The organism is Kitasatospora sp. NPDC097691 (assembly GCF_040302665.1).
Classification (GTDB): Bacteria; Actinomycetota; Actinomycetes; order Streptomycetales; family Streptomycetaceae; genus Kitasatospora.
This window is the reverse complement of record NZ_JBEORY010000003.1, coordinates 1-21694: the sequence shown is the minus strand read 5'-3', so window position 1 is coordinate 21694 and position 21694 is coordinate 1. Positions and strand designations below refer to the sequence as shown.

General features: G+C 72.9%; 23 protein-coding genes and 1 pseudogene. 13 read left to right on the top strand and 11 right to left on the bottom strand.

Going from position 1 to position 21694, the window contains the following annotated elements:
- The first annotated feature begins 34 nt into the window (after window positions 1–34).
- Together ABTY56_RS02815 and ABTY56_RS02810 are read left to right on the top strand one after the other, a co-directional pair.
- Window positions 35–592 carry a sigma-70 family RNA polymerase sigma factor gene (locus ABTY56_RS02815; RefSeq protein ID WP_350626254.1) on the top strand — a complete coding sequence of 186 codons (558 nt, stop codon included), beginning with the start codon at window positions 35–37 and terminating at the stop codon, window positions 590–592.
- Entirely contained in the window at window positions 589–1398 is an 810-nt protein-coding gene (locus ABTY56_RS02810; RefSeq protein WP_350625831.1) for a zf-HC2 domain-containing protein, read from the top strand. Before ABTY56_RS02815 ends, ABTY56_RS02810 begins: the two co-directional genes overlap by 4 nt.
- A 1-nt stretch (window position 1399) precedes the next feature.
- Here ABTY56_RS02810 and ABTY56_RS02805 read toward each other — a convergent pair whose 3' ends face one another.
- The 4 genes from ABTY56_RS02805 to ABTY56_RS02790 form a co-directional block, all read right to left on the bottom strand.
- The gene (locus tag ABTY56_RS02805) at window positions 1400–2107 is read right to left on the bottom strand and encodes a hypothetical protein (protein ID WP_350625829.1); all 708 of its coding nucleotides are present in this window, start codon (window positions 2105–2107) and stop codon (window positions 1400–1402) included.
- Complete coding sequence (locus ABTY56_RS02800) at window positions 2104–2733, bottom strand: hypothetical protein (protein WP_350625827.1); 630 nt, start codon at window positions 2731–2733, stop codon at window positions 2104–2106. Before ABTY56_RS02800 ends, ABTY56_RS02805 begins: the two co-directional genes overlap by 4 nt.
- Window positions 2734–2890: 157 nt before the next feature.
- A complete protein-coding gene (locus ABTY56_RS02795; RefSeq protein WP_350625825.1) occupies window positions 2891–3403 on the bottom strand; it encodes a DUF1990 domain-containing protein in 513 nt (170 codons plus the stop codon).
- A complete protein-coding gene (locus tag ABTY56_RS02790) occupies window positions 3400–4242 on the bottom strand; it encodes a YndJ family protein (RefSeq protein WP_350625823.1) in 843 nt (280 codons plus the stop codon). The genes ABTY56_RS02795 and ABTY56_RS02790 overlap by 4 nt, the downstream gene beginning before the upstream one ends.
- Before the next feature lie 169 nt (window positions 4243–4411).
- Here ABTY56_RS02790 and ABTY56_RS02785 point away from each other — a divergent pair, with 169 nt between their 5' ends.
- Together ABTY56_RS02785 and ABTY56_RS02780 are read left to right on the top strand one after the other, a co-directional pair.
- The gene (locus ABTY56_RS02785; protein WP_350625821.1) at window positions 4412–4681 is read left to right on the top strand and encodes a DUF1876 domain-containing protein; all 270 of its coding nucleotides are present in this window, start codon (window positions 4412–4414) and stop codon (window positions 4679–4681) included.
- Window positions 4678–4881, top strand: coding sequence for a hypothetical protein (locus tag ABTY56_RS02780; protein WP_350625819.1), 204 nt, complete (start codon window positions 4678–4680; stop codon window positions 4879–4881). The genes ABTY56_RS02785 and ABTY56_RS02780 overlap by 4 nt, the downstream gene beginning before the upstream one ends.
- A 203-nt stretch (window positions 4882–5084) precedes the next feature.
- Here ABTY56_RS02780 and ABTY56_RS02775 read toward each other — a convergent pair whose 3' ends face one another.
- From ABTY56_RS02775 to ABTY56_RS02760, 4 genes are all read right to left on the bottom strand, one after another.
- A complete protein-coding gene (locus ABTY56_RS02775) occupies window positions 5085–5525 on the bottom strand; it encodes a PPOX class F420-dependent oxidoreductase (RefSeq protein ID WP_350625817.1) in 441 nt (146 codons plus the stop codon).
- A 29-nt stretch (window positions 5526–5554) separates the two neighbouring features.
- Window positions 5555–7165 carry a cytochrome bc1 complex cytochrome b subunit gene (gene qcrB / locus ABTY56_RS02770; protein ID WP_350625815.1) on the bottom strand — a complete coding sequence of 537 codons (1611 nt, stop codon included), beginning with the start codon at window positions 7163–7165 and terminating at the stop codon, window positions 5555–5557.
- A gap of 264 nt (window positions 7166–7429) precedes the next feature.
- Window positions 7430–8965, bottom strand: a complete 1536-nt coding sequence (locus ABTY56_RS02765; protein WP_350625813.1) for an MFS transporter — start codon at window positions 8963–8965, stop codon at window positions 7430–7432.
- Window positions 8966–9189: 224 nt separating this feature from the next.
- Window positions 9190–9870, bottom strand: a complete 681-nt coding sequence (locus ABTY56_RS02760; RefSeq protein ID WP_350625811.1) for a TetR/AcrR family transcriptional regulator — start codon at window positions 9868–9870, stop codon at window positions 9190–9192.
- Window positions 9871–10167: 297 nt separating this feature from the next.
- Between ABTY56_RS02760 and ABTY56_RS02755 the strand changes: the two genes are divergently transcribed.
- Together ABTY56_RS02755 and ABTY56_RS02750 are read left to right on the top strand one after the other, a co-directional pair.
- The gene (locus ABTY56_RS02755; protein ID WP_350625809.1) at window positions 10168–10749 is read left to right on the top strand and encodes a Uma2 family endonuclease; all 582 of its coding nucleotides are present in this window, start codon (window positions 10168–10170) and stop codon (window positions 10747–10749) included.
- Between the two features lie 120 nt (window positions 10750–10869).
- The gene (locus tag ABTY56_RS02750) at window positions 10870–11655 is read left to right on the top strand and encodes a VOC family protein (protein WP_350625807.1); all 786 of its coding nucleotides are present in this window, start codon (window positions 10870–10872) and stop codon (window positions 11653–11655) included.
- Window positions 11656–11688: 33 nt separating this feature from the next.
- On the opposite strand, the gene ABTY56_RS02745 is transcribed toward ABTY56_RS02750, so the two are convergent.
- Window positions 11689–12147, bottom strand: a complete 459-nt coding sequence (locus ABTY56_RS02745) for a hemerythrin domain-containing protein (RefSeq protein WP_350625805.1) — start codon at window positions 12145–12147, stop codon at window positions 11689–11691.
- A 184-nt stretch (window positions 12148–12331) separates the two neighbouring features.
- Window positions 12332–12952 (bottom strand): TIGR03086 family metal-binding protein, encoded by a 621-nt coding sequence (locus ABTY56_RS02740; RefSeq protein WP_350625803.1) that lies wholly within the window; start codon window positions 12950–12952, stop codon window positions 12332–12334.
- A 210-nt stretch (window positions 12953–13162) separates the two neighbouring features.
- Between ABTY56_RS02740 and ABTY56_RS02735 the strand changes: the two genes are divergently transcribed.
- Complete coding sequence (locus ABTY56_RS02735) at window positions 13163–13735, top strand: DoxX family protein (protein WP_350625801.1); 573 nt, start codon at window positions 13163–13165, stop codon at window positions 13733–13735.
- 343 nt (window positions 13736–14078) lie between these two features.
- Window positions 14079–16373: a M9 family metallopeptidase gene (locus ABTY56_RS02730; RefSeq protein ID WP_350625799.1), complete on the top strand. Its 2295-nt coding sequence runs from the start codon at window positions 14079–14081 to the stop codon at window positions 16371–16373.
- Window positions 16374–16553: 180 nt separating this feature from the next.
- Here ABTY56_RS02730 and ABTY56_RS02725 read toward each other — a convergent pair whose 3' ends face one another.
- A complete protein-coding gene (locus tag ABTY56_RS02725) occupies window positions 16554–17315 on the bottom strand; it encodes a PP2C family protein-serine/threonine phosphatase (protein ID WP_350625797.1) in 762 nt (253 codons plus the stop codon).
- Between the two features lie 137 nt (window positions 17316–17452).
- Between ABTY56_RS02725 and ABTY56_RS02720 the strand changes: the two genes are divergently transcribed.
- The 5 genes and pseudogenes from ABTY56_RS02720 to ABTY56_RS02700 all read left to right on the top strand — a co-directional run.
- Window positions 17453–18589, top strand: a complete 1137-nt coding sequence (locus ABTY56_RS02720; protein WP_350625795.1) for an LLM class flavin-dependent oxidoreductase — start codon at window positions 17453–17455, stop codon at window positions 18587–18589.
- Entirely contained in the window at window positions 18586–19209 is a 624-nt protein-coding gene (locus tag ABTY56_RS02715) for an FMN reductase (protein WP_350625793.1), read from the top strand. The genes ABTY56_RS02720 and ABTY56_RS02715 overlap by 4 nt, the downstream gene beginning before the upstream one ends.
- Window positions 19210–19487: 278 nt before the next feature.
- Window positions 19488–20552 (top strand): Dyp-type peroxidase, encoded by a 1065-nt coding sequence (locus ABTY56_RS02710; RefSeq protein WP_350625791.1) that lies wholly within the window; start codon window positions 19488–19490, stop codon window positions 20550–20552.
- Entirely contained in the window at window positions 20549–21394 is an 846-nt protein-coding gene (locus ABTY56_RS02705) for a family 1 encapsulin nanocompartment shell protein (RefSeq protein ID WP_350625789.1), read from the top strand. Before ABTY56_RS02710 ends, ABTY56_RS02705 begins: the two co-directional genes overlap by 4 nt.
- A gap of 204 nt (window positions 21395–21598) precedes the next feature.
- Window positions 21599–21694, top strand: a pseudogene (locus tag ABTY56_RS02700) (electron transfer flavoprotein subunit beta); the annotation flags it as partial.

The window sequence follows — 21694 nt, the reverse complement described above, 5'->3', positions numbered from 1 at the left end:
CCTCGACCAGGAGGCCCGGGTGCGCAACGATGAAGTGGTGACCGAGGAGCACCCCGTCGGCGGCACGGCCGGCCATGTCACGGGGGCGTCGGACGAGGAGCTGATGCGCGCCCTCTACCACGAGCACGCCGGTCCGCTCTTCGGCTTCGTGCTCCACCTCGTCGCCGGCGACCGGCAGCGGGCCGAGGACGTCGTCCAGGAGACCCTGGTCCGCGCCTGGCGCAACATCCACCGCCTCGACCCGGCGGCGGGCTCGCTGCGGCCCTGGCTGGTCACCGTCGCCCGGCGGATCGTGATCGACGAGCACCGCAGTGCCCGGGCCAGGCCGCGCGAGGTGGACGCGGCCCCCCTGGAGCTGCTGCCCGCCGAGGACGAGCTCGACCGGGCACTGCGGATGATGACCGTCGCGGACGCGCTCGGCGACCTCTCGCCGGCGCACCGCGAGATCATCGTCGAGACCTATCTGAAGGGCCGCACGGCCAACGAGGCGGCCGCCGAACTCGGCATCCCGGCCGGGACCGTACGGTCGCGGGTGTTCTACGCACTGCGCTCGCTCAGGCTCGCGCTGGAGGAACGGGGAGTGACATCGTGACCAAGCGCCCCGACCCGGTGCCCGGCGGCCCGGACGGCGTTGCCGGCGGCGAGGGCGGCATGCCCGGCGGTGCGGACCACGGGCCCGGCGGGACCGGCCGCGCCTTCGACGGCCCGGAGCACGTCGACGCCGGCGCCTACGTCCTCGGCCTGCTGGAGCCCGCCGAGCGCGCCGCCTTCGAGCGGCACCTGGCGGACTGCCCGCTGTGCGCCGAACAGGTCGCCGAACTCGGCTTCGTGGAACCGCTGCTGGCCGAGTACGCGGCCACCGGCACGGCCGCCGGGCTGGACCCGGCCGGCCCCGCCCCGCACCCGGACCCGCAGCTCCTGGACCGGCTGGTCGCCGAGGTCGGCACCACCCGGCGGCGCGGCCGGGTGCGGCGGCTGGTCCTGGCCCTGGCCGCGACCGCGATGGTCGCGGCGGGACCCGCCGTCACGGCCGCGGTGCTCACCGCGGACAGCACCCCCGCCGTGGTCGCCGTGGCCGAGCAGTTCAGCGCCACCGACCCGACCACCGGCGCGCACGCCACCGTCGGCGTCGACGGCACCACCTGGGGCAGCCGGGTCAGCATGCAACTCTCCGGCGTCCAGGGGCCGTTGACCTGCAGCCTGGTCGCGGTCTCGCACAGCGGCGGACAGCAGACGGTGAACACCTGGAGCGTTCCGGCGAGCGGCTACGGGGGCACCGGCGGCGTGCTGCGCACCACCGGCGGTGCGGCACTCCAGCCGGGCGACATCGACCACTTCGAGGTGCGCGTCCAGGGCACCGGCGCCGTCCTGGTCGCCGTCCCCGCCCACCGGGCCTGACTCAGTACGGCGGGTGCACGTGGTGGTAGGCAGCCAGCCGTTCGATCCTGGCCGTGCCCCGGACGGCGGGCCAGAGCGGGTCCGGCTCGCCGGTGCCGGTCATGTGCTCCCGTCGCCACGTCCGGCTCCAGCCGACCCGGATCGACGGCTCGAAGCTGTGCCACCGCCCGCACGGGCAGGGCGTCAGCACCCGGGCGCAGGACCGGCACAGCCCGGCCTCGCCGTGGCCGGTCGGGACCGACATCGCCGGCCCCTCCTCCCCGCAGGCCGGGCAGCCGGGCAGTTCGACGCCGTCCAGCAGCGCGTTCTGCCGCCGTACGTAGTCGGGCAGGCTCAACGGCGGGTGCAGGAAAGGGTCGTGGTGCCACGCCGCCTCCAGTGAGCCCCACCGGTACCGGTCCCACCACGGCGTCACCGGCGGGGTCCGGCGCCCGGCCCGCTTCTGCGCCCGGCGCTGCGCCGCGTACTCCTCGGCCCGGGCCCGCCGCAGCTCGCGCGCCTCGTGCAGCTCGTCCACCGCGCGCAGCAGCGAGTCCGGGTCCGCCTCCAGGTGCCGGGGCATCCGGGCGCTGACGGTGAGGTGGTGGTAGGTCGCCCGCAGGCCGTACGGGGCGAAGCAGGTCAGGCAGGTCCGCAGCGCGCTGTGCCGCCGGTGGACCGGGAGCGAGGCGTCGTGCACCCGGGCCCGGTGGGTGTGGAAGCCGGTCATGCCGGCGGCTCCAGGTCGAGCGCGCGGGCGAGCGCGGCGGTGACGGCGGACGCGCGGTCCGGCAGCTGCCGCTCGGCCCAGCGCGCGGCGAGGGCGAGGAAGTCGCGCAGGTCCCGCTCGGCCCCGGCGAGCAGGCGGCGCAGCTCGTCCACCGGCAGCTCGATCACCGGGCTGTCCGCGTCCTCGTCGTCCTGGGTGAGCCGGACGACCCGGCCGACCCACTCGACCCGGGCGTCCGGGTCGTGGCCGAACCAGGCCGGGCCCGAGCCCTCGACCACGGCCGTCCACTCGCGCCAGTCCTCCAGGCCGGTGCAGCAGCCCGGGGTGAAGACGGTGCCGGTGGCCGGGTCGGTCACCCGGAACCCGCCCGGGGCGAAGAGGTCCGGCATGGTGAGCAGCCCGTGCAGGAAGGCGCCCAGGGGATCCGCCGGGCGCGGACCGCGCTCGTCGTCCTCCTCGGGGTCGACGTCGTTGACGTCGGCCAGCCGCCACACCGCCGTGCCCACCTCGGCCGGCGTCAACTCCCCGTTCAGCACCAGGTATCCCCAGGCCTCGTGTTCACCCGTGGGCCAGAGCGCGAAGTCGTCGGGGGCGTGGATCTCCAGCACCGGCTGCATCAGCATCATCGGGCGATGATGCCGGACGGCGGCCGCGGCGGTCGCGCCATTTCCGTCGAGTCCACGGCGGCCACGGCGCTCACGCCGCGTCCGCGGCGGCTGTGACGTCCACGCCGCGTCCGCGGCGGCTGTGACATCTACACCGCGTCCGCGGCGGCTGTGCCATCTACACCGCGTCCGCGGCGATCCTGGCCAGCACCCTTCCGCAGTGCCGGGCGAAGGCGCGCTGGGCGAGCGGGAGCAGCGGTCCGGCCAGCCGGGCGTACCAGGCGACGGGGCGACTGAAGGCGGTGACGGTGAACCAGACCGCCCCGTCCGGCTCCATCTCGACCAGGAAGGTCTCCTCGCCCCGGGCCAGGTGGCCGTGCCGCGTCCCGTAGGTGAAGCCGTAGCGGTCCGGGCCGTCGACGGCGGCGAGCACCCGGTTCGGGGCCCCGGCGCGCAGCGGGCCGACGCCGATCGCGCACTGGACGGCGACGCCCGGCGCCGCCTGTTCCGCCTCGGCGTCGATCCGTACGCCCGCCAGCCGGTGCATCCGCCAGCCGAGCAGGGCGGCTCCGGCGACCTCCAGTGCGGCGCGGCCCTGGCCGATCCGCGCCCGGTGCCGCAGGTGGTTGTAGCCGTCCGGCAGTGCGCCGGTGGCGCTGGCGCCCTGCTCCGGGTAGCTGAGGTCGGTCATCGGTGGGCCTCCGAGGTGTCGAGCCGGCGCCAGGCGAGGAGCGCGCAGAGGGCGAAGCCGAGCGCGTTGCCGACGCCGTGGGTGGCGGCCATCCAGGCCAGGGTGGGGTGGGGGAGTCCGGCGGCCCGGCCGAGCGCCCACCAGAGGGCGAGCACCATCGTGAGCGCGAGGACGGCCGAGGAGACGGCGAAAAGTCGGGCGGTGGCCGCGTCGCCGGCCCGGGGGCGCAGCTCGCGCCAGGTGACCAGGCCGACCAGCCACATCCCGGTGGTCAGGACGAGGGCGCCGGCGAACTGCCACCAGTTGCCGAGGAAGTAGCCGGCCAGCACCAGCAGGGTGCCCGCCGGCACGCTGAGCGCCGCGCAGCGGGCCGCGGTGGAGGCCGGGTCGACGGCCCGGCAGACCAGCCCGGCGACCAGGGCGGCGGTGAACCCGGCGAAGTGGAAGTGCGGGACGGTCAGCGCCAGGATGTGCGGCTCGAAGCCGAACAGCGGGTAGCCCGAGCGTTCGGCGACGAGGGCGACCCCGGCCACCGAGGGCGCGGTGAGGGCGGTGAGGACCGCGATCTCGGCGGGCGCGAGCGAGCGGGTGCGGGCCAGTCGCAGCGGCGCGTGCAGGGCGATGACCAGGGCGCCCAGCGCGTAGACGACGGCGGGGCCGGTGGCGAGGGCGCCGCGCGGCAGCCAGAGCGAGAGCGCGCCGGGCACGGCGGCGAGCGGCCAGAGCCGGCGGATCCGGGCGAGCCCGGGTTCGTCGATCAGGCCGAGGCCGAGCGGGACGACGGCGCCCATGCCGAGCAGGACCAGGAGGTCCACCAGTTCGGTGGTGCCCCTTCCCATGGCGGACACACCCCTCCTTGAACGTGTTCAAATGAGCTTCGCGGCCGACTCTACGCCGCCGACTTGAACGCGTTCAACTCACCCCCGGCCTGGGGCCCGGCCCGGCTTGCCTGGTGCTAACGGTGGGTGCGGCGCACTCTGGAGGAGTAACCGATGGAGGTGATCCGCCATGCAGACTCTGGTCGGTTGGCACATCGAGATGGAGTTCCGTGAGGACGGTCCGCGCACCAGCGCCGCCGCCCTGCTCCGGCTCGGCGACGGGAGTGAACTGCGCGCCCACGGCTACAGCAGCCGCCACCCCTCCGACCCGGAACAGCTGCGGGTCGGCGAGGAGGTCGCGGGGGCCCGCGCCCTCAACGACCTCGCCTCCCAGCTGCTCACCAAGGCCCACGGCGAGATCCAGGAGGTCAGCCCGGTCCCGACCCACCCGCTGTCGTGACCACCCCGCGCCCTGACGGCGGCGGCGCCGCGCCCGAACCGGCCCGCACGCGCATCCCGCTGATCTGCCCGCGCTGCGGGCACGAGCAGCAGGTCGTGCCCGGCGGCCCGGAGCGGGTGGTCAAGGTCGTCCACGCCGGGACCGGCCGGGAGGCCTGCGAGGCCGAGGACCTGGCGCGGGCGCCGGACGACGGGAGCTGAGCGGCGCCGGGCCCGGATCGCCGGGCCCGTCCCGTCGGGCCTGCGGTGCTGTACCCGCGCCGTCGGGCCTGGGGTGCGGGTGCCGCGCGTCGGGTCGGGGGCTGCCCGGGAACGCCGGGTGCCGGGACCCGGGTGCCGGGCCCCGGCACCCGGCCGGCTCGTCATGCGGGCCCAACGGGGGCTCAACGGCCCTGTCGGCAGCCTCAGTTGACGCAGTACGTGCCCGGCGGCCGCCACTCCGGCCCGACCAGCCGCCGCTCCAGCTCGTTCGGGGTGATCCGGATCCCGACCGTCCCGTCCAGTCCGACCCGGAACCGGCTGCGGGCCAGCGCGATCAGTGCCGTCAGGCCGTACTTGTTGATCAGCGAGGTGCGGTAGCGCGCGGTCGCGTCTGCGTCGCAGAGCCGGGCGCGGGCCGGGACGGGCCGGCCGGTCGGGCGTCCGTGGCCGTCGCAGGGGCCGATCAGCACCCGGGGGTGGCGGCGGATCCGTTCGGCCTCGCCCGAGTGGGCGGGGGTCCAGACCCCGAGCGCGGTGCCGTCCTGCACCACCCAGAGCTGGGACTCGATCCGGCTGCCGTCCTCGTCGAAGGTGGTCAGCAGGAGGTATCTGCTGTCGGCGAGCCGGTCGGTTCGGTCGTGCACGATGTCCTCCCTCTGGCGTCGGGGGCGGGTCAGTGCCCGTGGCCCTCGGCGATCGCGCGGTACTCCTCGACGGTGGGCTTGGGGATCTGCGCGTGCTCGCCGTGGAATCCGCGGGACAGCCTCGCTCGGGTGCGGGTGAGCGCTCCCGCCGGGTGGGCCACTCCATTCTCGTCCACCGGGGCGGGCAGTTCGAGGGGGCGGGGCTGTTCGTGTGCCGTGAGCCGGTGGAGTTCGGCCGGCGTGAGCCCGGCGTGCACCTCGGTGAACTCGCCGTGCGGCAGCCGCTTGATCACTCCGGTCTCGCGTCCGTGCAGCACCGTGTCGCGGTCGCGGCGCTGCAGGCCGAGGCACCAGCGCTTGGTGACGAGGAAGACGGCCACCGGGACGACGAAGGCGCCGGCCCGGACGGCGTAGGTGATGGTGTTCAGGGACAGGTGCAGGTGGGTGGCGATGAGGTCGTTGCCGCCGCCCGCGAGCATCACCAGGTAGAGGCTGATCCAGGCGGCGCCGAGCGCGGTGCGGACGGGCGCGTTGCGCGGCCGGTCGAGCAGGTGGTGCTCCCGCTCGTCGTCGGTCACCCAGCCCTCGACGAACGGGTAGGCCGCGATGGCGAAGAGGATCACCGGGAACAGCAGGAACGGGATCAGCACCCCGAGGTTGAGGGTGTGCCCCCACAGGCCGATCTCCCACCCCGGCATCACGCGGATCAGGCCCTCGGCGAAGCCCATGTACCAGTCCGGCTGGGCGTCGGTGGAGACCTGGTCGGGCCGGTAGGGCCCGTACGCCCAGATCGGGTTGACGGTCGCGACCGCCGACATCAGCGCGACGATGCCGAAGACCAGGAAGAAGAACCCGCCGGCCTTGGCCAGGTAGACCGGCATCAGCGGCATCCCGACGACGTTCTTCTCGGTCCGCCCGGGACCGGCCCACTGGGTGTGCTTGTGGTGGAAGACCAGGATCAGGTGCGCCACCAGGAGCCCCAGCATGATGCCGGGGATCAGCAGCACGTGGATGCTGAAGAACCGCGGCACGATGTCGTGCCCCGGGAACTCCCCGCCGAACAGGAACATCTGGATGTACGTGCCGACCAGCGGCACGGCCAGCACTACGCCCTCGATGAACCTGATGCCGGTGCCGGAGAGCAGGTCGTCCGGCAGTGAGTAGCCGAAGAAGCCGTCCAGCATGCCGAGGAAGAGCAGCAGGAAACCGAAGACCCAGTTGACCTCGCGCGGCTTGCGGAAGGCGCCGGTGAAGAACACCCGCATCATGTGCACGAACATGGCCGCGACGAAGACGATCGCCGCCCAGTGGTGGATCTGCCGGATCAGCAGCCCGCCGCGCACCTCGAAGCTGATGTCCACGGTGGAGGCGTAGGCCTCCGACATCGCGATGCCCTTGAGCGGCGCGTACGAGCCGTCGTAGACGACCTCGCCCATCGAGGGTTTGAAGAACAGCGTCAGGTAGACGCCGGTCAGGATGATGATGACGAACGTGTAGAGGCAGATCTCGCCCAGCATGAAGGACCAGTGGTCCGGGAAGATCTTCCGCAGGTTCGTCCTGGCGAGGGAGTGGATCCCCAGCCGGCCGTCCGCCCAGTCGGCGGCCCGCCGTCCCCGCCCTGGGCTCTGATTCCGGGTCATGTGCACGCACCTCGGTCCGAAGGAAACGGGGAGGTGTCCCCGATTCTCGCTGGACCACACCCTAATCGGGGAGTGATCCCCACTTCTAGCCGGGGGGTGTCTCCCGTCGTCCCGGGCCTCGACAGTGCGGTGCGCGGCGTCGGCGGCTCCGGCCCGGAACGGTGGGCGGCCCGGAACGGTGAGCGGCCCGCAAACGGCGAGCGGCCCGCCCGGCGTCGTGAGACACCGGACGGGCCGCGTACGCACCCGAGCAACCCCTGGGCGTCAGTGCACCAGCACCGGCACCTCGTCGTTCTTCGCGACGTCCGCACCGGCGCCCGCACCCGACGCCGCGCCGGGACGGCCGGCGTTGATGAAGGTGAAGGCGACGGTGGCGGCGCCCACCAGGATCCCGAAGGACACCCAGATCGCGGTCGAGAAGCCGTGCACCATGCCGCCGAACTGCAGCGCCTTGGCGGCCTCCGGGGAGGAGGCGGCCGCGGCGGTGGCGTGCGAGGCCAGCCAGCTCGTGGTCGCGCTGGCCGCGATGGTGTTCAGCAGCGCGGTGCCGATGGCGCCGCCGACCTGCTGCGAGGTGTTGACCATCGCCGAGGCCACGCCGGCGTCGCGCGGCTGGACGCCGTGCGTGGCGAGGCTCATGGCCGGCATGAACGCGGTACCCATGCCGAGGCCCATCAGGACCAGGCCGGGCAGGATCAGCGCCGGGTAGGAGGTGTCCAGGTCGATGTGGGTCAGCAGGAACATGCCGATCGAGGCGACCAGGAAGCCGGGCGCCATCAGGTAGCGCGCCGGGACCCGGGTCATCAGTCGGGCGCCGATCTGGGTCGAGCCGGTGATCATGCCCGCCACCATCGGCAGGAAGGCCACGCCGGTCAGCACCGGGCTGTAGCCGAGCACGATCTGCAGGTAGTAGGTCAGGAAGAGGAACAGACCGAACATGCCGATCACGGCCATGCCCAGCGACAGGTACACCCCGCCGCGGTTGCGGTCCAGCACCACGCGCAGCGGCAGCAGCGGGGCCTTGACCTTGAGCTCCACCATCACGAAGGCGAACAGCAGCACGGCGGCCGCGGCGAACAGCCCGAGGGTGCTGCCGGACGACCAGCCGTCGGACTCGGCCCGGGTGAAGCCGTAGACCAGGGAGACCAGGCCGGTGGTCACCAGCAGCACGCCGGGGACGTCCAGCTTGTTGCGGTTGCGGCCCTCGGCGGGCTCGCGGATCACCATGACGGCGCCGGCGGCGGCCACGATGGCGAACGGGATGTTGACGAAGAAGGTCCAGCGCCAGTTCATGTACTCGGTCAGCAGGCCGCCGAGGATCAGACCGATGGCGCCACCGCCACCGGCGATCGCACCGTAGATGCCGAACGCCTTGGCGCGCTCCTTGGCCTCGGTGAAGGTCACCGCGAGCAGCGACAGTGCGGCGGGGGCGAGCAGTGCGCCGAACACGCCCTGCAGGGCGCGGGCGCCGAGCAGCATCGAGGTGTTGACCGCGGCGCCGCCGAGCGCGGAGGCGAGGGCGAAGCCGGTCAGGCCGACGATGAACGTCCGCTTGCGGCCCCAGAGGTCCGAGATCCGGCCGCCGAACAGCAGCAGGCCGCCGAAGGCCAGCGCGTAGGCGGTGATCACCCACTGGCGGTTGCCGTCGGTGATGCCCAGGTCGCGCTGTGCGGACGGCAGGGCGATGTTCACGATGGTCGCGTCGAGGACGACCATCAGCTGGGCGAGGCCGATGAATATCAGCGCCTTCCAGCGCCGGGGATCGGGCAGCGTCGCCGGTCGGGCGTCGGTTTGAGACATGGGGGTACTCGCTTCACGGTGCGTGGTGTGCGTGCATGGTCAACTGCCGTACGGGAACGGCAGGTTGCCGTACGGGAACGGCAGGTTGCCGTACGGTGAACGGTGCTCAGCGGGCGTGCGGGGGCGTGCCGGGGCGGCGCCGCTCAGCAGTGCGGGCGCCCGGTGCCACCGGACGGGTCAGGTGTGGATCAGGTGTGCCGGTCGGGTCAGGTGTGGTGCTTCGGTCAGTTGCGGGGCTGGAAGTCCTCGAAGGTCGCGGCCCGGCCGGGCAGCGTCGAACGGACCGGCGTGCGCAGACCGTCCAGGAAGATCTGCAGGTGCCGGTGGACGAACTCGTCGTGCGCCCGGCACGAGGTGTTCGGCAGGGGTCGGGTCAGCTGGCTCATCGCGATGAACAGGTCGCCGTGCTCGACGTCCGGCCGCAGCTCACCCGCGGCCCGGGCGCGCTCCATCAGCCCGCCCACGGCGGACTGCAGGCGCTCCCGGATCTCGGTCAGCTCCGGGTCGAACGGGTCGACATGGCTGCTGAACAACGTGCAGAGACCGCCGACCTTCTCCGCGACGGTCGCGTGCGCGAACCGCTGCAGAGCGTCGAACGGGCCGTCGCCGTCAGGGGAGTCCGCCTCCGCCGTCGCCGTCTCGGCGAGGGCCAGGATGCGGTTCTTGACGAGCAGCGCCACCTCCTGGATCAGCGCCATCCGGTCCGGAAAGTTCCGGTAGAGGGTGGCGTTGCCGACCCCTGCCCGCTTCGCGATCTCGTCCAGCGGTGCATCCGCACCGTGCTCGACGAACGCGTCCCGGGCCGCCAGCACGATCCGCTCCCGGTTCCGGCTCGCATCCGCACGCAACCTCGGCGTACGGGTGCTCCCGGCGGGACGGACCGACTCGGTGGCGGCGGTGGTCACGACGACTGCTCCTTGAGGATACCGGGGAAGTTCTCCCCGCTTTTGCCAACGTACTCGGAAACGGGGAATCTGTCCCCGGAATTTCCGCCCCCGATGTGACCTGCGTCACACCTCTGGGGTCCCGGCTCCGGCGGTGGGGCCCGGATGGTGCTCCCGGCTCGTCCGCGGGACCGCTCGCAACGCATGACGACCACCCCGGCCGGGAGGCGGGCACTATCGTCGGAAGCCAGGTAGCCCGTAACCACGTGCCGGTGTGCTCGTTCTTCGAGGGGGCGCCCAGGCGAAGGAGGAAGGCCCGTGACCGCGATCTCCGACCGCCCGCAGATGCTGCCCGGGGAGTTCGAGGAGTTCTCCCGCCATCTGGCCCGGACTGCCGAGGGCATCCGGCCGGAGTTCATCAACGGGAAGCTGGGGGTCAAGCCCGTGCCGGATGGCGACCACGGCCGCATCGTCCAGTGGCTCCTTCGGATCTGCATCCAGGCCAGGCCGGAGCTCTACCTGCATGACCAGGGACTCAGGATCCAGGGTTACCGGGGCGGTTTCGCCCGCCCGGACGGCACGCTCGCCGATGCGGACGCCTTCGTGGGGTGTGGGGATTGGGCCACGACCGGAGGCGTGCTGATGGTCGTCGAAGTCACTTCGTACGACTCCGACACCGACCGTAGGGACCGTGTCGAGAAGCCCCGTGCCTACGCTGAGACCGGCATCCCCGTCTACCTGCTGATCGACCGGGACTCCGCGGAGGTCGTCGTGCACAGCCAGCCCGACGGCGTTCGCTACGAGAGCGTCCGGATCGTTCCCTTCGGCAAGAGCGTGCCGCTTCCCGACCCGGTGGGCATCTCGCTGGACACCGAGCCGCTGAAGAACTGGGTGCGCTGACCCCGGCCATGCCTTCCCGGGGGTGGTACGCCCCTCGGCCTAGGCTGTGGGCGTTCCGGGCGGCCGGCGGGCCGTGGCGTCGGGAGGGGCCCGGCGGCCGGGTGGGCGAGGAGGTCCGCGATGGGCAGCGGTGAGACCGCCAGGGTGCGCTGCGTGGCGGCCGTTCCGTGCTGGGTGAGCCTGATGGCCCGGGACCTGGAGGCGGCCAAGGCGTTCTACGGGCCGCTGCTCGGGTGGGAGTTCGAGACCGGCCCGGACCACTTCGGGCCGTACGTGCACGCGGTGGTCGGCGGGGAGGCGGTGGCCGGGCTCGGCGTCGCGGGCGTCGGGGCGATCCCGCTCGCCTGGACCAGCTACTTCGGGACGGAGAGCGCCGACGCGGCCGCCGACGCGGTGCGTGAGCGCGGCGCGACGCTGGCGATCGGCCCGCTGGCCTTCGACTCCGGGCGGGTGGCCTTCGCGGCGGACCCGGCGGGCGCGGTGTTCGGCATCTGGGAGGGCTTGCTGGGCCGGGCCCGGAAGCTGGAACTGCCCGGCGCGCCGGTCTGGATCGAGCTGCGCACCCCGGATCCGTTCGCGGCGGCGCTGTTCTACGGCGAGGTGTTCCGCTGGGACGGCCGCGATCCGGAGCGTTTCGACGTGCGCTGGGAGCACGACCGGGTGGTGCTGCGCGCCGAGGGGAACAGCGTCGCGGCGCTGGCCAGGGAGCAGGCGAGCGGCCCGGCGGGGATGCCGCCGCACTGGGAGGTGTCCTTCGCCGTCCCGGACACCGACCGGGCGCTGGAGCGGGCGGTCGAGCTGGGCGGCGCGCCGCTCGGCCCGGCCTTCGACTCCCCGTACGGGCGGGTGGCCCGGCTGCAGGACCACGAGGGCGCGCGGTTCGCGGTGATCAGCCCGAAGAGCTGATCGGTCGGGCGCGCCATCGGTCGGGCGCGCTGATCAGTCGGCCGCTCCGAGCGCCTCGCGCTCCGCGCGCAGCCGGTCGCCGAGTGCGGCGCGGGAGGCGGCGGGCAGGGCCTTGCGGGCGGCGGGGAAGAGCTGGTTCTCCTCGCCGCTCAGGTGCCGCCGCAGGGTGTCGGCGAGGCCGCGCAGCAGGGTGTCGAAGGCCGGGTCGGCGGGGCGGAGCGCCTGCAGGTCGGCGAGGTACTGCCCGATCGCCAGGTGGTCGTGGATGCTGCTGAACACCAGCGCCCCGCCGTCCGGCACGTCGTGCTGGACGACCGGGAAGAGGTGTTCCTCCTCGGCGGCGCAGTGGGCGAACAGCAGGTCGGTCAGCCGGGTCACCAGGTCGCCGCGTTCGGTGCTGCCCGCCGGGGCGGCCTCGACCGCGTCGAGCAGTTCGGTGACGGCCCGGTGGTCGGCGGTGAACTCGCCGAGGATGTCCGGCCTGCGGCTCATGGCGCGCCCGCCTCTCGCACGGAAACTGGCCCCCGTTCCTTCCAGTATCCGGCGCCGGGCCACAGGGCCGGGTGAGCCCCGGTCACCCTCCGCTTCCCGTCACCGTCCGTGCCGGACTCCTCCGCCCTCGGTGACTTCCGTCCCGGCCGCCTCCGCTCCCGTCACCGCCGTGCACCCGCCCGGCTCACCCCTGGTCGCCGGTGCCCGACGGTCCGCCGTCCCGCCGCCCGGTGAGGGCGAGCAGCCGGGTCTGCGGGCTCGCGTCCTCGGCCACCGGCACCGGCGGGTCGAACACTCCGCTGCCGGAGAGGTCGCCGTAGCCGGTGATCTCGCCGAGCGCGAAGTCGACGAGCTCGGCGGGGAGCCGGGTGAGCCGGCCGATGCCCTCGGAGAGGTCCCAGGTGTGGATGACCAGGTCGGTGGTGAGCTGGTCCAGGTAGTACTGCCCGGTGACGTCCCCGAAGGAGAGGTGGACGGTCAGCTCGGCGGCGCCGGGGACGTCGAAGGCCTGTCGGGCGGCTTCGGCGGCGTCCGTCCAGGCGGCAGCCGGGTCGCCGCCGAGCACGTCGCCGTCGAACCGGCCGCCGACCTCGCCGATGGTGGCGCCCATCAGCAGCTCGGGCACCCAGAGCTGTTCGCCGACGAGGTGGTTGACCAGGTCGCGGACGGACCAGTCGGTGCACGGGGTGGGGGAGTCCCACTGGTCGGGGGTGATCAGCCGGACGCGTTCGTCGAAGGCGGCCAGGGCCTCGGCGTACGGGGTGCCGGTGCGCGCGGCCCGCCGGTGTTGCCTGAGTTGAGCCATGTCTCCACCCTGCCCCGGTCCGGGCGGGGGCCGCGAGTCGCCCACGGACCGTCAGTTGTTCAAATTCGAACTCCAAGGTACGGTCGTGGAGCGGCCGGTTCAAATTTGAACAATGGCGCCGGGGTGACGACCCCCGCCCGCCGCCTCACCACATCCCGCTCACGCCGGCCCCGGCCGGCGCCGACCGACCCTCGATCGATGGAGACGCGCATGCCGAGCAGCAGCCCGAGCACGACCGCCGCCACCAAGCCCACCGTCAGCCGGGCCCCGGAGACCTCCGGCCCCGCGACGACCTCCCCGCACGCCTATGACGCCGGACTCCTGCTCCTGCGCCTGGTCCTCGGCCTGACCATGGCCGCGCACGGCAGTCAGAAACTGTTCGGCTGGTTCGGCGGCGGCGGGATCGACGGCACCGGTCAGTTCTTCACCGCAAGCGGCTACCCGGCCGGCGACGCCATGGCCGTGGTGGCCGGCCTCACCGAGACGCTGGGCGGACTCGCCCTCGCCGTCGGCCTGTTGACCCCGCTGGCGGGCGCCGCGATCGTCGGCACGATGGTCAACGCGATCGCCGTCACCTGGGGCGGCGGCTTCTTCGCCCCGAAGGGCAACGAGTACGAACTGCTGCTGACGGCCGGCGCCGCCGCGCTCGCACTGACCGGTCCGGGCCGTTACGCGGTGGACCGCTTCCTGCCCGTGGTGCGGGCGCACCGCCTGGCGTACGGCGCGGCCGCCGTGGTGGTCGGCCTCGCGACGGCGGGCGTGATCCTGCTGCTCCGCAAGTAGCGCCCATCGGGCTCGCGGCCCGACGAGCGAACGGCTGACGAGCGAACGGCCGGCGAAGCGAACGGCCGGGCGATGCGAACGACCGGGCGAAGCGAACGATCCGGCAACTGACCGGCCCGGAGGCCGTGGTGGCGAACCGTCACCACGGCCTCCGCGCGTTTTCCCCGCAAACTGCGCACAGCGGCCAGGGTTCCCAAGGTTATGTGATGTGTGCCATGGTACATGTCACACTCCCCACCGGTTTCCGGCGGAGCCGCCCCCACGCGGCGCCGCCGCCAACGGTCCTCGAATCCCCCACCGGCCGCGCCCCAATCGCGGCCGACGACGGCCCGGAGGCCCTCACGTGAGTCCCGCACGGCTGCTGCGACTCCCGCAGTTGGCACGATTGTTGACGCTCCTCCTGTCGCTCTTCCTGGCGGTCGGCCTGTTCGCGCCGCAGAGCCAGGCGGCGCCCGCCGCGGCGCCCACCGCTCCCGGCGGCGCGCCCGCTGCCCCCACCGGTGCGGCCCCGCAGCCCGCCACCGGAACGCCCGAACGCGCCGACGGAGAGCGGCAGTTCGCCACCGTCGACCAGCGCTCCCCACTGCCGCTGGACACCCGGCCGGCCGAGGTGAAGGCCGCCACCCCGAACGCCAAGACCTTCCGTCTCGGCGCGGCGGCCGAACAGGCCTGCAACACCGGCGACTTCACCGGCCGGACCGGAAGCGACCTGGTCCAGCACATCAAGGCCGCCGACATCCAGTGCATCAACAGCCTCTTCCAGCTCACCGGCGGCGACGCGCGCGGCGCGTTCCGCGAGGAGCAGATGACCACGGTGGCGTACGCGCTGCGCGACGCGGCGGGCAGCTACCCGGGCGACAACACCACCTCCGTCGAGCAGTTGGTGCTCTTCCTGCGCGCCGGCTACTTCGCGCAGTGGTACCACCCGGGTGACGTCGGCACCTACGGCACCGCCCTGCAGACGGCGATCCGCTCCGCGCTGGACGCGTTCTTCGGCAGCGCGCACTCGCGTGATGTCGCCGCCGGCAACGCGCCCATCCTGGGCGAGGCCGTCACCCTGATCGACAGCGCGCAGGAGAACATCCGCTACCTCCCGGTGGTCAAGCGGCTGTTGACCGACTACACCAGCGCCACCTGGAACCCGGCCGGCATGGCCTGGTCGGTGAACCCGGTGTTCACCGTGCTGTTCCGCGGCCACCAGGTGGCCGGCTTCGACGCGGCCGTCGAGGCCGACCCGAGCGTCCTGGACGCCCTCGCCGCCTTCGCCGGCCGCAACAACGACCTGCTCGGCGGCGACTTCGGCGTGCTGACCTACAACGCCACCAAGGAGCTGGGCCGCTTCCTGAAGGACACGGCGCTCCAGGCCAAGGTCCGTCCGCTCGCCAAGGCGCTGGCCGCCTCGTCGGCGCCGAACGGCCGCACCGTGTTCCAGTGGGCCGCGGTCGCCGAGGCGGTCGGCTACTACGACGCGGGCAACTGCTCGTACTACGGCACCTGCAACGCCTCCGACCAGCTGAAGTCCGGCGTGCTGACGGTGAACCACACCTGCAGCCCGAGCATCAAGCTGATCGCCCAGGCGCTGGACGCCACCCAGCTGGACACCGCCTGCACCAGCCTGAACGGCCAGGACGCCTACTTCCACTCGGTGGTCAAGGACAACGGCCCGGTCAAGGACGACGGGAACACCACGATCGAGGTCGTGGTCTTCCACTCCTCGCTCGACTACCAGGTGCTGGCCGCCGCCATCTACGGCATCGACACCAACAACGGCGGCATGTACCTGGAGGGCGACCCGGCGAAGGCGGGCAACCAGCCGCGCTTCCTCTGCTACGAGGCCGAGTGGGCCCGCCCGTCCTTCCAGATCTGGAACCTCAACCACGAGTACACCCACTACCTCGACGGCCGGTTCGACATGTACGGCGACTTCAACGCCGGCATGACCACCCCGACCGTCTGGTGGGTCGAGGGCTTCGCCGAGTACGTCTCCTACTCGTACCGGAAGGTGAGCAACGACGCCGCGATCGCGGCGGCCGCCCGCCACACCTACAAGCTGAGCGACCTCTTCGACACCGCCTACGGTGACCAGGACCGGGTCTACCGCTGGGGGTACCTGGCCGTGCGCTACATGCTGGAGCAGCACCGCTCCGACATGGACGCGGTCCTCGCCAAGTACCGGGTGGGGGACTGGGCCGGCGCCCGCACCCTGCTGAAGACCACCATCGGCACCCGCTACGACGCCGGCTTCGACAGCTGGCTGACCGCGTGCGCGAACGGCGCCTGCGGGACCACCCCGACCGTCCCGCAGCTGCCGGAGTGCGCCGCGGCCGACCCCCGGGCCCTGGACGCGAACTGCGCCCGCAGCAACGTCGCCGCCACCACGGGCAACTACGCGCACTTCTACCTCCTGGTGCCGGCCGGCACCAAGCAGGTGAAGATCACCACCAGTGGCGGCACCGGCAACGGCGACCTCTACTACAACCCGGCGAGCTGGGCGTACACCGGCACGTACGCCACGCGGTCGGCGGGCCCGGACAACTCCGAGACGCTGACCGTGACGAACCCGCCGAGCGGCTACGTCTACTTCAGCCTCTACGCCCAGCAGGGCTTCAGCGGGGTGACCGTCACGAGCGAACTCTGAGCCGAGCACGGCGAACGGACAGGTGACCGCCCCGGCGGAGCGCTTCGGCGCCCCGTCGGGGCGGGTCCGTTCCGCAGGGCCCCGTCGGGTCCGTTCCGCAGGGCCCCGTCGGGTCCGTTCCGCAGAGCCCGTCGGGTCCGTCCGCGGGGTCCGTCGGGTCCGTTCCGCAGGGAGTCGCGGCTACCCGCCGACCCGCACCAGCGCCAGGGTGATGTTGTCCGGCCCGCCGGCCTCGATCGCCGCCTTCCAGAGTTCGAACGCGGCCTTGCCGTCGGACCGTTCGGCCCCTTCGTAGGAGCGGGCCAGCAGGTCGGCCAGTTCCTCCTCGGGCACCGGGTCGGTCAGCCCGTCGCTGCACACCAGGTACCGGTCGCCGGGTGCCAGCGGGGCGACCCGGACGTGCGGTTCGACGAAGGTGAGCCCGAGCGAGCCGCCCAGGGTCTGGGTGACCATCGAGGTGGTGCGGCGTCCGGGCGGCAGCGGGGGGCTGTCGTCGATGCTCACCCGGCGCAGCCCGTCCCCGTCGATCCGGTAGACCCGGCTGTCGCCGACGTTGAAGACCACCGCCTGCTCGGGCAGCAGCACCAGCCCGGCGACGGTGGTGCCCATCGCGGCCAGCTCCGGCTCTCCGGCGGCGGCCGCGTAGACGGCCCGGTTGCACTCCTGCAGTTCCTCCCGGACGGCCTCCTCGCCGTCCAGGGCGTCCCCGTGGGCGGCGAGGAGGCGGGCGACCAGGGCGCTGGCCACCTCGCCGCCGGGGTGGCCGCCGAGGCCGTCGGCCACCGCGACCACACAGGGCGGGCCGAGCGGGAAGAGCAGGGTCTGCGGGTTGCTGGTCACGGTGGCACAGAGGGTCCACGGGCCGATTGCGAGGCTGTCCTCGTTGTGCTCCCGCACCAGGCCGTCGTGGCTCAGCGCGCTCACCGCGATGTACGGCGCCATCGTCCGCCGCCCTTTCCGGAACCCCACCGACCGTCGACGCCCCGCCTCCTTTCCATTGTGGGCGGGAATAGCCGGGCCCACCCGCGTGCTAAGGTGGTTGAAAGTTGAACGACCTCCTCCGGAGAGCGGTGAGCAGCATGCAGTTCGGAATCTTCTCCGTCGGCGACGTGACGACCGACCCCACCACCGGCCGTACCCCGAGCGAGCACGAGCGGATCAAGGCCATGGTGGCGATCGCGCGCAAGGCCGAGGAGGTCGGCCTGGACGTCTTCGCGACCGGCGAGCACCACAACCCGCCGTTCGTCCCGTCCTCCCCGACGACCATGCTCGGCTACATCGCCGCGCAGACCGACCGCATCATCCTCTCCACCTCGACGACCCTGATCACCACCAACGACCCGGTGAAGATCGCGGAGGACTTCGCGATGCTCCAGCACCTGGCCGAGGGCCGGGTGGACGTCATGATGGGCCGCGGCAACACCGGCCCGGTCTACCCGTGGTTCGGCAAGGACATCCGCCAGGGCATCCCGCTCGCGATAGAGAACTACGCGCTGCTGCACGAGCTGTGGCGCGAGGAGGTCGTGGACTGGAGCGGCCGCTTCCGCACCCCGCTGCAGGGCTTCACCTCCACCCCGCGCCCGCTGGACGACGTCCCGCCGTTCGTCTGGCACGGCTCGATCCGCAGCCCCGAGATCGCCGAGCAGGCCGCCTACTACGGGGACGGCTTCTTCGCGAACAACATCTTCTGGCCCAAGGAGCACTTCCGGAAGCTGGTCAACCTCTACCGCGAGCGCTACGCCCACTACGGCCACGGCACGCCCGAGCAGGCGATCGTCGGCCTCGGCGGGCAGGTGTTCATGCGGAAGAACTCCCAGGACGCGGTGCGCGAGTTCCGTCCGTACTTCGACAACGCGCCGGTGTACGGGCACGGGCCCTCGCTGGAGGAGTTCACCGAGCAGACGCCGCTGACCGTCGGCAGCCCGCAGGAGGTCATCGAGAAGACGCTGACCTTCCGCGAGACCTTCGGCGACTACCAGCGCCAGCTGTTCCTGATGGACCACGCCGGCCTGCCGCTGAAGACCGTGCTGGAGCAGCTGGACCTGCTCGGCGAGGAGGTCGTGCCGGTGCTGCGCGAGGAGTTCGCCAAGGGCCGCCCGGCCGGGGTGCCGGACGGGCCGACCCACGTCGCCCTGGTCGCGGACCGCGACCGGAAGGCCGCCGAGCAGACCGCCGAGACGACCGTCGAGAACGAGAAGGCCGAGGTGTCCCAGTGACCGCGTACAAGCTGGTGGTGGTGAGCGCCGGGCTGAGCAAGCCGTCCTCGACCCGCCTGCTGGCGGACCGGCTCGCCGACTCGACCGTGCGGCAGCTCGGCGCCGACGGTCGGCAGGTGGACGTCACCGTCGTCGAACTGCGGGACCTCGCCGTGGAGATCGCGAACAACTTCGTGACCGGCTTCCCCGGCGCCGCGCTGCGCGGGGCGATCGAGGCGGTCACGGAGGCGGACGGGCTGATCGCGGTGACGCCGATCTTCACGGCCTCCTACAGCGGGCTGTTCAAGTCCTTCTTCGACGTGATCGACCACGACGCGCTCACCGGCAAGCCGGTGCTGATCGCCGCGACCGGTGGCACGCCGCGGCACTCGCTCGCCCTGGAGCACGCCGTCCGCCCGCTGTTCGGCTACCTGCGCGCGGTGGTGGTGCCGACCTCCGTCTACGCGGCCACCGACGACTGGGGCGGCTCCGGGGACGGGCTCACCGACGGGCTGCCGCGCCGGATCGACCGCGCGGCGGGCGAGCTGGCGGCCCTGCTGTCCGGCCGCGGCCCGGCGGCGCCGGCGGTGCCCGGGCAGGTGGTGCCGTTCGAGCAGCAGCTGGCGGCGCTGCGGGTCTGAACCACCGCGGGTGTGAACCACAGTGGGTGTGAACCACTGCGGAACCACCCACCCTTTGAACCGCCGGGGCCGGAAGGGGCGGGTGCGCGACGAGGCGCACCCGCCCCTCGGCGTGTGCCGGCACCCCGCCTGCCCGGCGGGGTCCTTCGGATGCGTGCCGGTCGCGCCGAATTGTCCGCTATGCGATGTAATCATTCCCATGATCAGATCAATGCCGGTCCGTTCGGTCTGCTCCTCCGCCCCCCGCCCGCACCCGGTGTCCTGAGGGGGGCCACGTCATGCAGCCCGAACCGCAGGCCGTGCTCTCCCCGCTGACCGGCGCGGCGATCTTCCTGGTGCTCACCGTCGAACCCGGGGGCGAGGACGCCGTCCGGGAACTGCTGCCCGACCTCGCCGGGCTGCGCCGCTCGGTCGGCTTCCGGGCCCCCGAGGGCGGCCTCACCTGCGTCACCGGCATCGGCTCCGAGCTCTGGGACCGCCTCTTCGACGGCCCCCGGCCGACCGCCCTGCACCCCTTCCGGGAGGTCGCCGGCGCCCGTCACCGGGCCCCGGCCACGCCGGGCGACCTGCTGCTGCACCTGCGGGCCGAGCGGATGGACCTCTGCTTCGAGCTGGCCGGGCAGCTCATCGACCGGCTCGCCGGGGCGGCCACCGTGGTCGACTCCGTCCAGGGCTTCCGGTACTTCGACGACCGGGACCTGCTCGGCTTCGTGGACGGCACCGAGAACCCCGAGGGGCGGGCCGCCGTGAGCGCCGCGCTGGTCGACGCGGAGGACCCGGACTTCGCCGGCGGCAGCTACGTCATCGTCCAGAAGTACCTGCACCGGCTGGACGAGTGGAACGCGCTGAGCGTCGAGGAGCAGGAGGGCGCGGTCGGCCGTACCAAACTCACCGACATCGAGCTCGCCGACGACGTCAAGCCCGCGGACTCGCACGTCGCGCTCACCGTGATCACCGGCCCGGACGGCGAGGAGCGGAAGATCGTCCGCTTCAACATGGCCTTCGGCTCCTTCGCGCACGGCGGCGAGTCCGGCACCTACTTCATCGGTTACGCGCGCGACCCGGGGGTGACCGAGGAGATGCTGCGCAACATGTTCGTCGGCAACCCGCCCGGCACCACCGACCGGCTGCTCGACTTCTCGACGGCCGTCACCGGCTCGCTGTTCTTCGTCCCGACCGCCGACCTGCTCGACTCCCCGCCGTCGGCGCCGGGCGCGGCCGCACCCGCCGCCGGGTCGCGCGCTGCCGGGTTGCCGACCTCCGTGTCGCCGGCCGGCGGAAGCCCCGGCTCGCTGGGCATCGGCAGCCTCAAACCGACCCCCCGAACAGGACCCCGCGCATGAACAACCTCCACCGGGACCTCGCCCCCGTCTCCGCCTCCGCCTGGGAGGAGATCGAGGAGGAGGCCCGCCAGACCTTCAAGCTGCACATCGCCGGGCGCCGGGTGGTCGACCTCGGCGGTCCCGGGGGTGCCGGCCTCGCCGCCGTCGGCACCGGCCACCTGACCGCCATCGAACCGCCGATGGACGGCGTCCGGGCGCACGCCCGCGCCGCCCAGCCGGTGGTCGAGTTGCGCGTCCCCTTCACCGTCCGCCGCGAGGCCGTGGACGACGTCGAGCGCGGCTCCCGCGACTCCGACTGGCAGCCCGTCAAGGACGCCGCCCGCACCCTCGCCCTGGCCGAGGACCGCACCGTCTTCGAGGGCTACCGCGCCGCCGCCGTCGACGGCATCCGCGCCGCCTCCACCAACCCCGCGGTCCGGCTCCCCGAAGACGTCCGCGAGTACCCCGAGGCGGTCAGCCGGGCGCTCACCGCGCTGCGGCTGGCCGGAGTCGGCGGCCCCTACTCCCTGCTCCTCGGCGCCGACGCCTTCACCGCCGTCAACGAGACCAGCGATCACGGCTACCCCGTCCACAGCCACCTCGCCCGCCTCCTCGACGGCGACATCATCTGGGCCCCCGCCATCGAGGGCGCCTTCCTCCTCTCCACCCGCGGCGGCGACTTCGAGCTCTTCCTCGGCCAGGACGTGTCCGTCGGCTACCTCTCCCACGACGCCGAAACGATCCGGCTCTACCTGCAGGAGTCCCTCACCTTCCGCGTCCACACCGGCGAGGCCGCCGTCGCCCTGGGCGGCGCCGCGCAGACGGACGGCTCGCGGGCCCCCGGCCACCGGGAAGGGTACTGAGTTCCTTTACCAGGGGTACTGAGTGCCGTATTCTCTCCCTGGAGCCTCTGACGCCAGTCGAAGAGAGCCGACACGGTATGCCGGTCCAGGTGGCGCTTGCGGCGCGCGGGTCGCGACCGGACCGGACTTGGCACTCAGTACCCTCGGCATGACCTGAGGCCATGGATCCAGTGCATCCGTGCACCCGTGACAGGAGAACCGCTCATGAGCTTGAGGATCGTTGTCTGTGTGAAGTACGTGCCGGACGCGACGGGTGACCGTCGTTTCGCGGACGACCACACCACGGACCGGGAGGGCGTG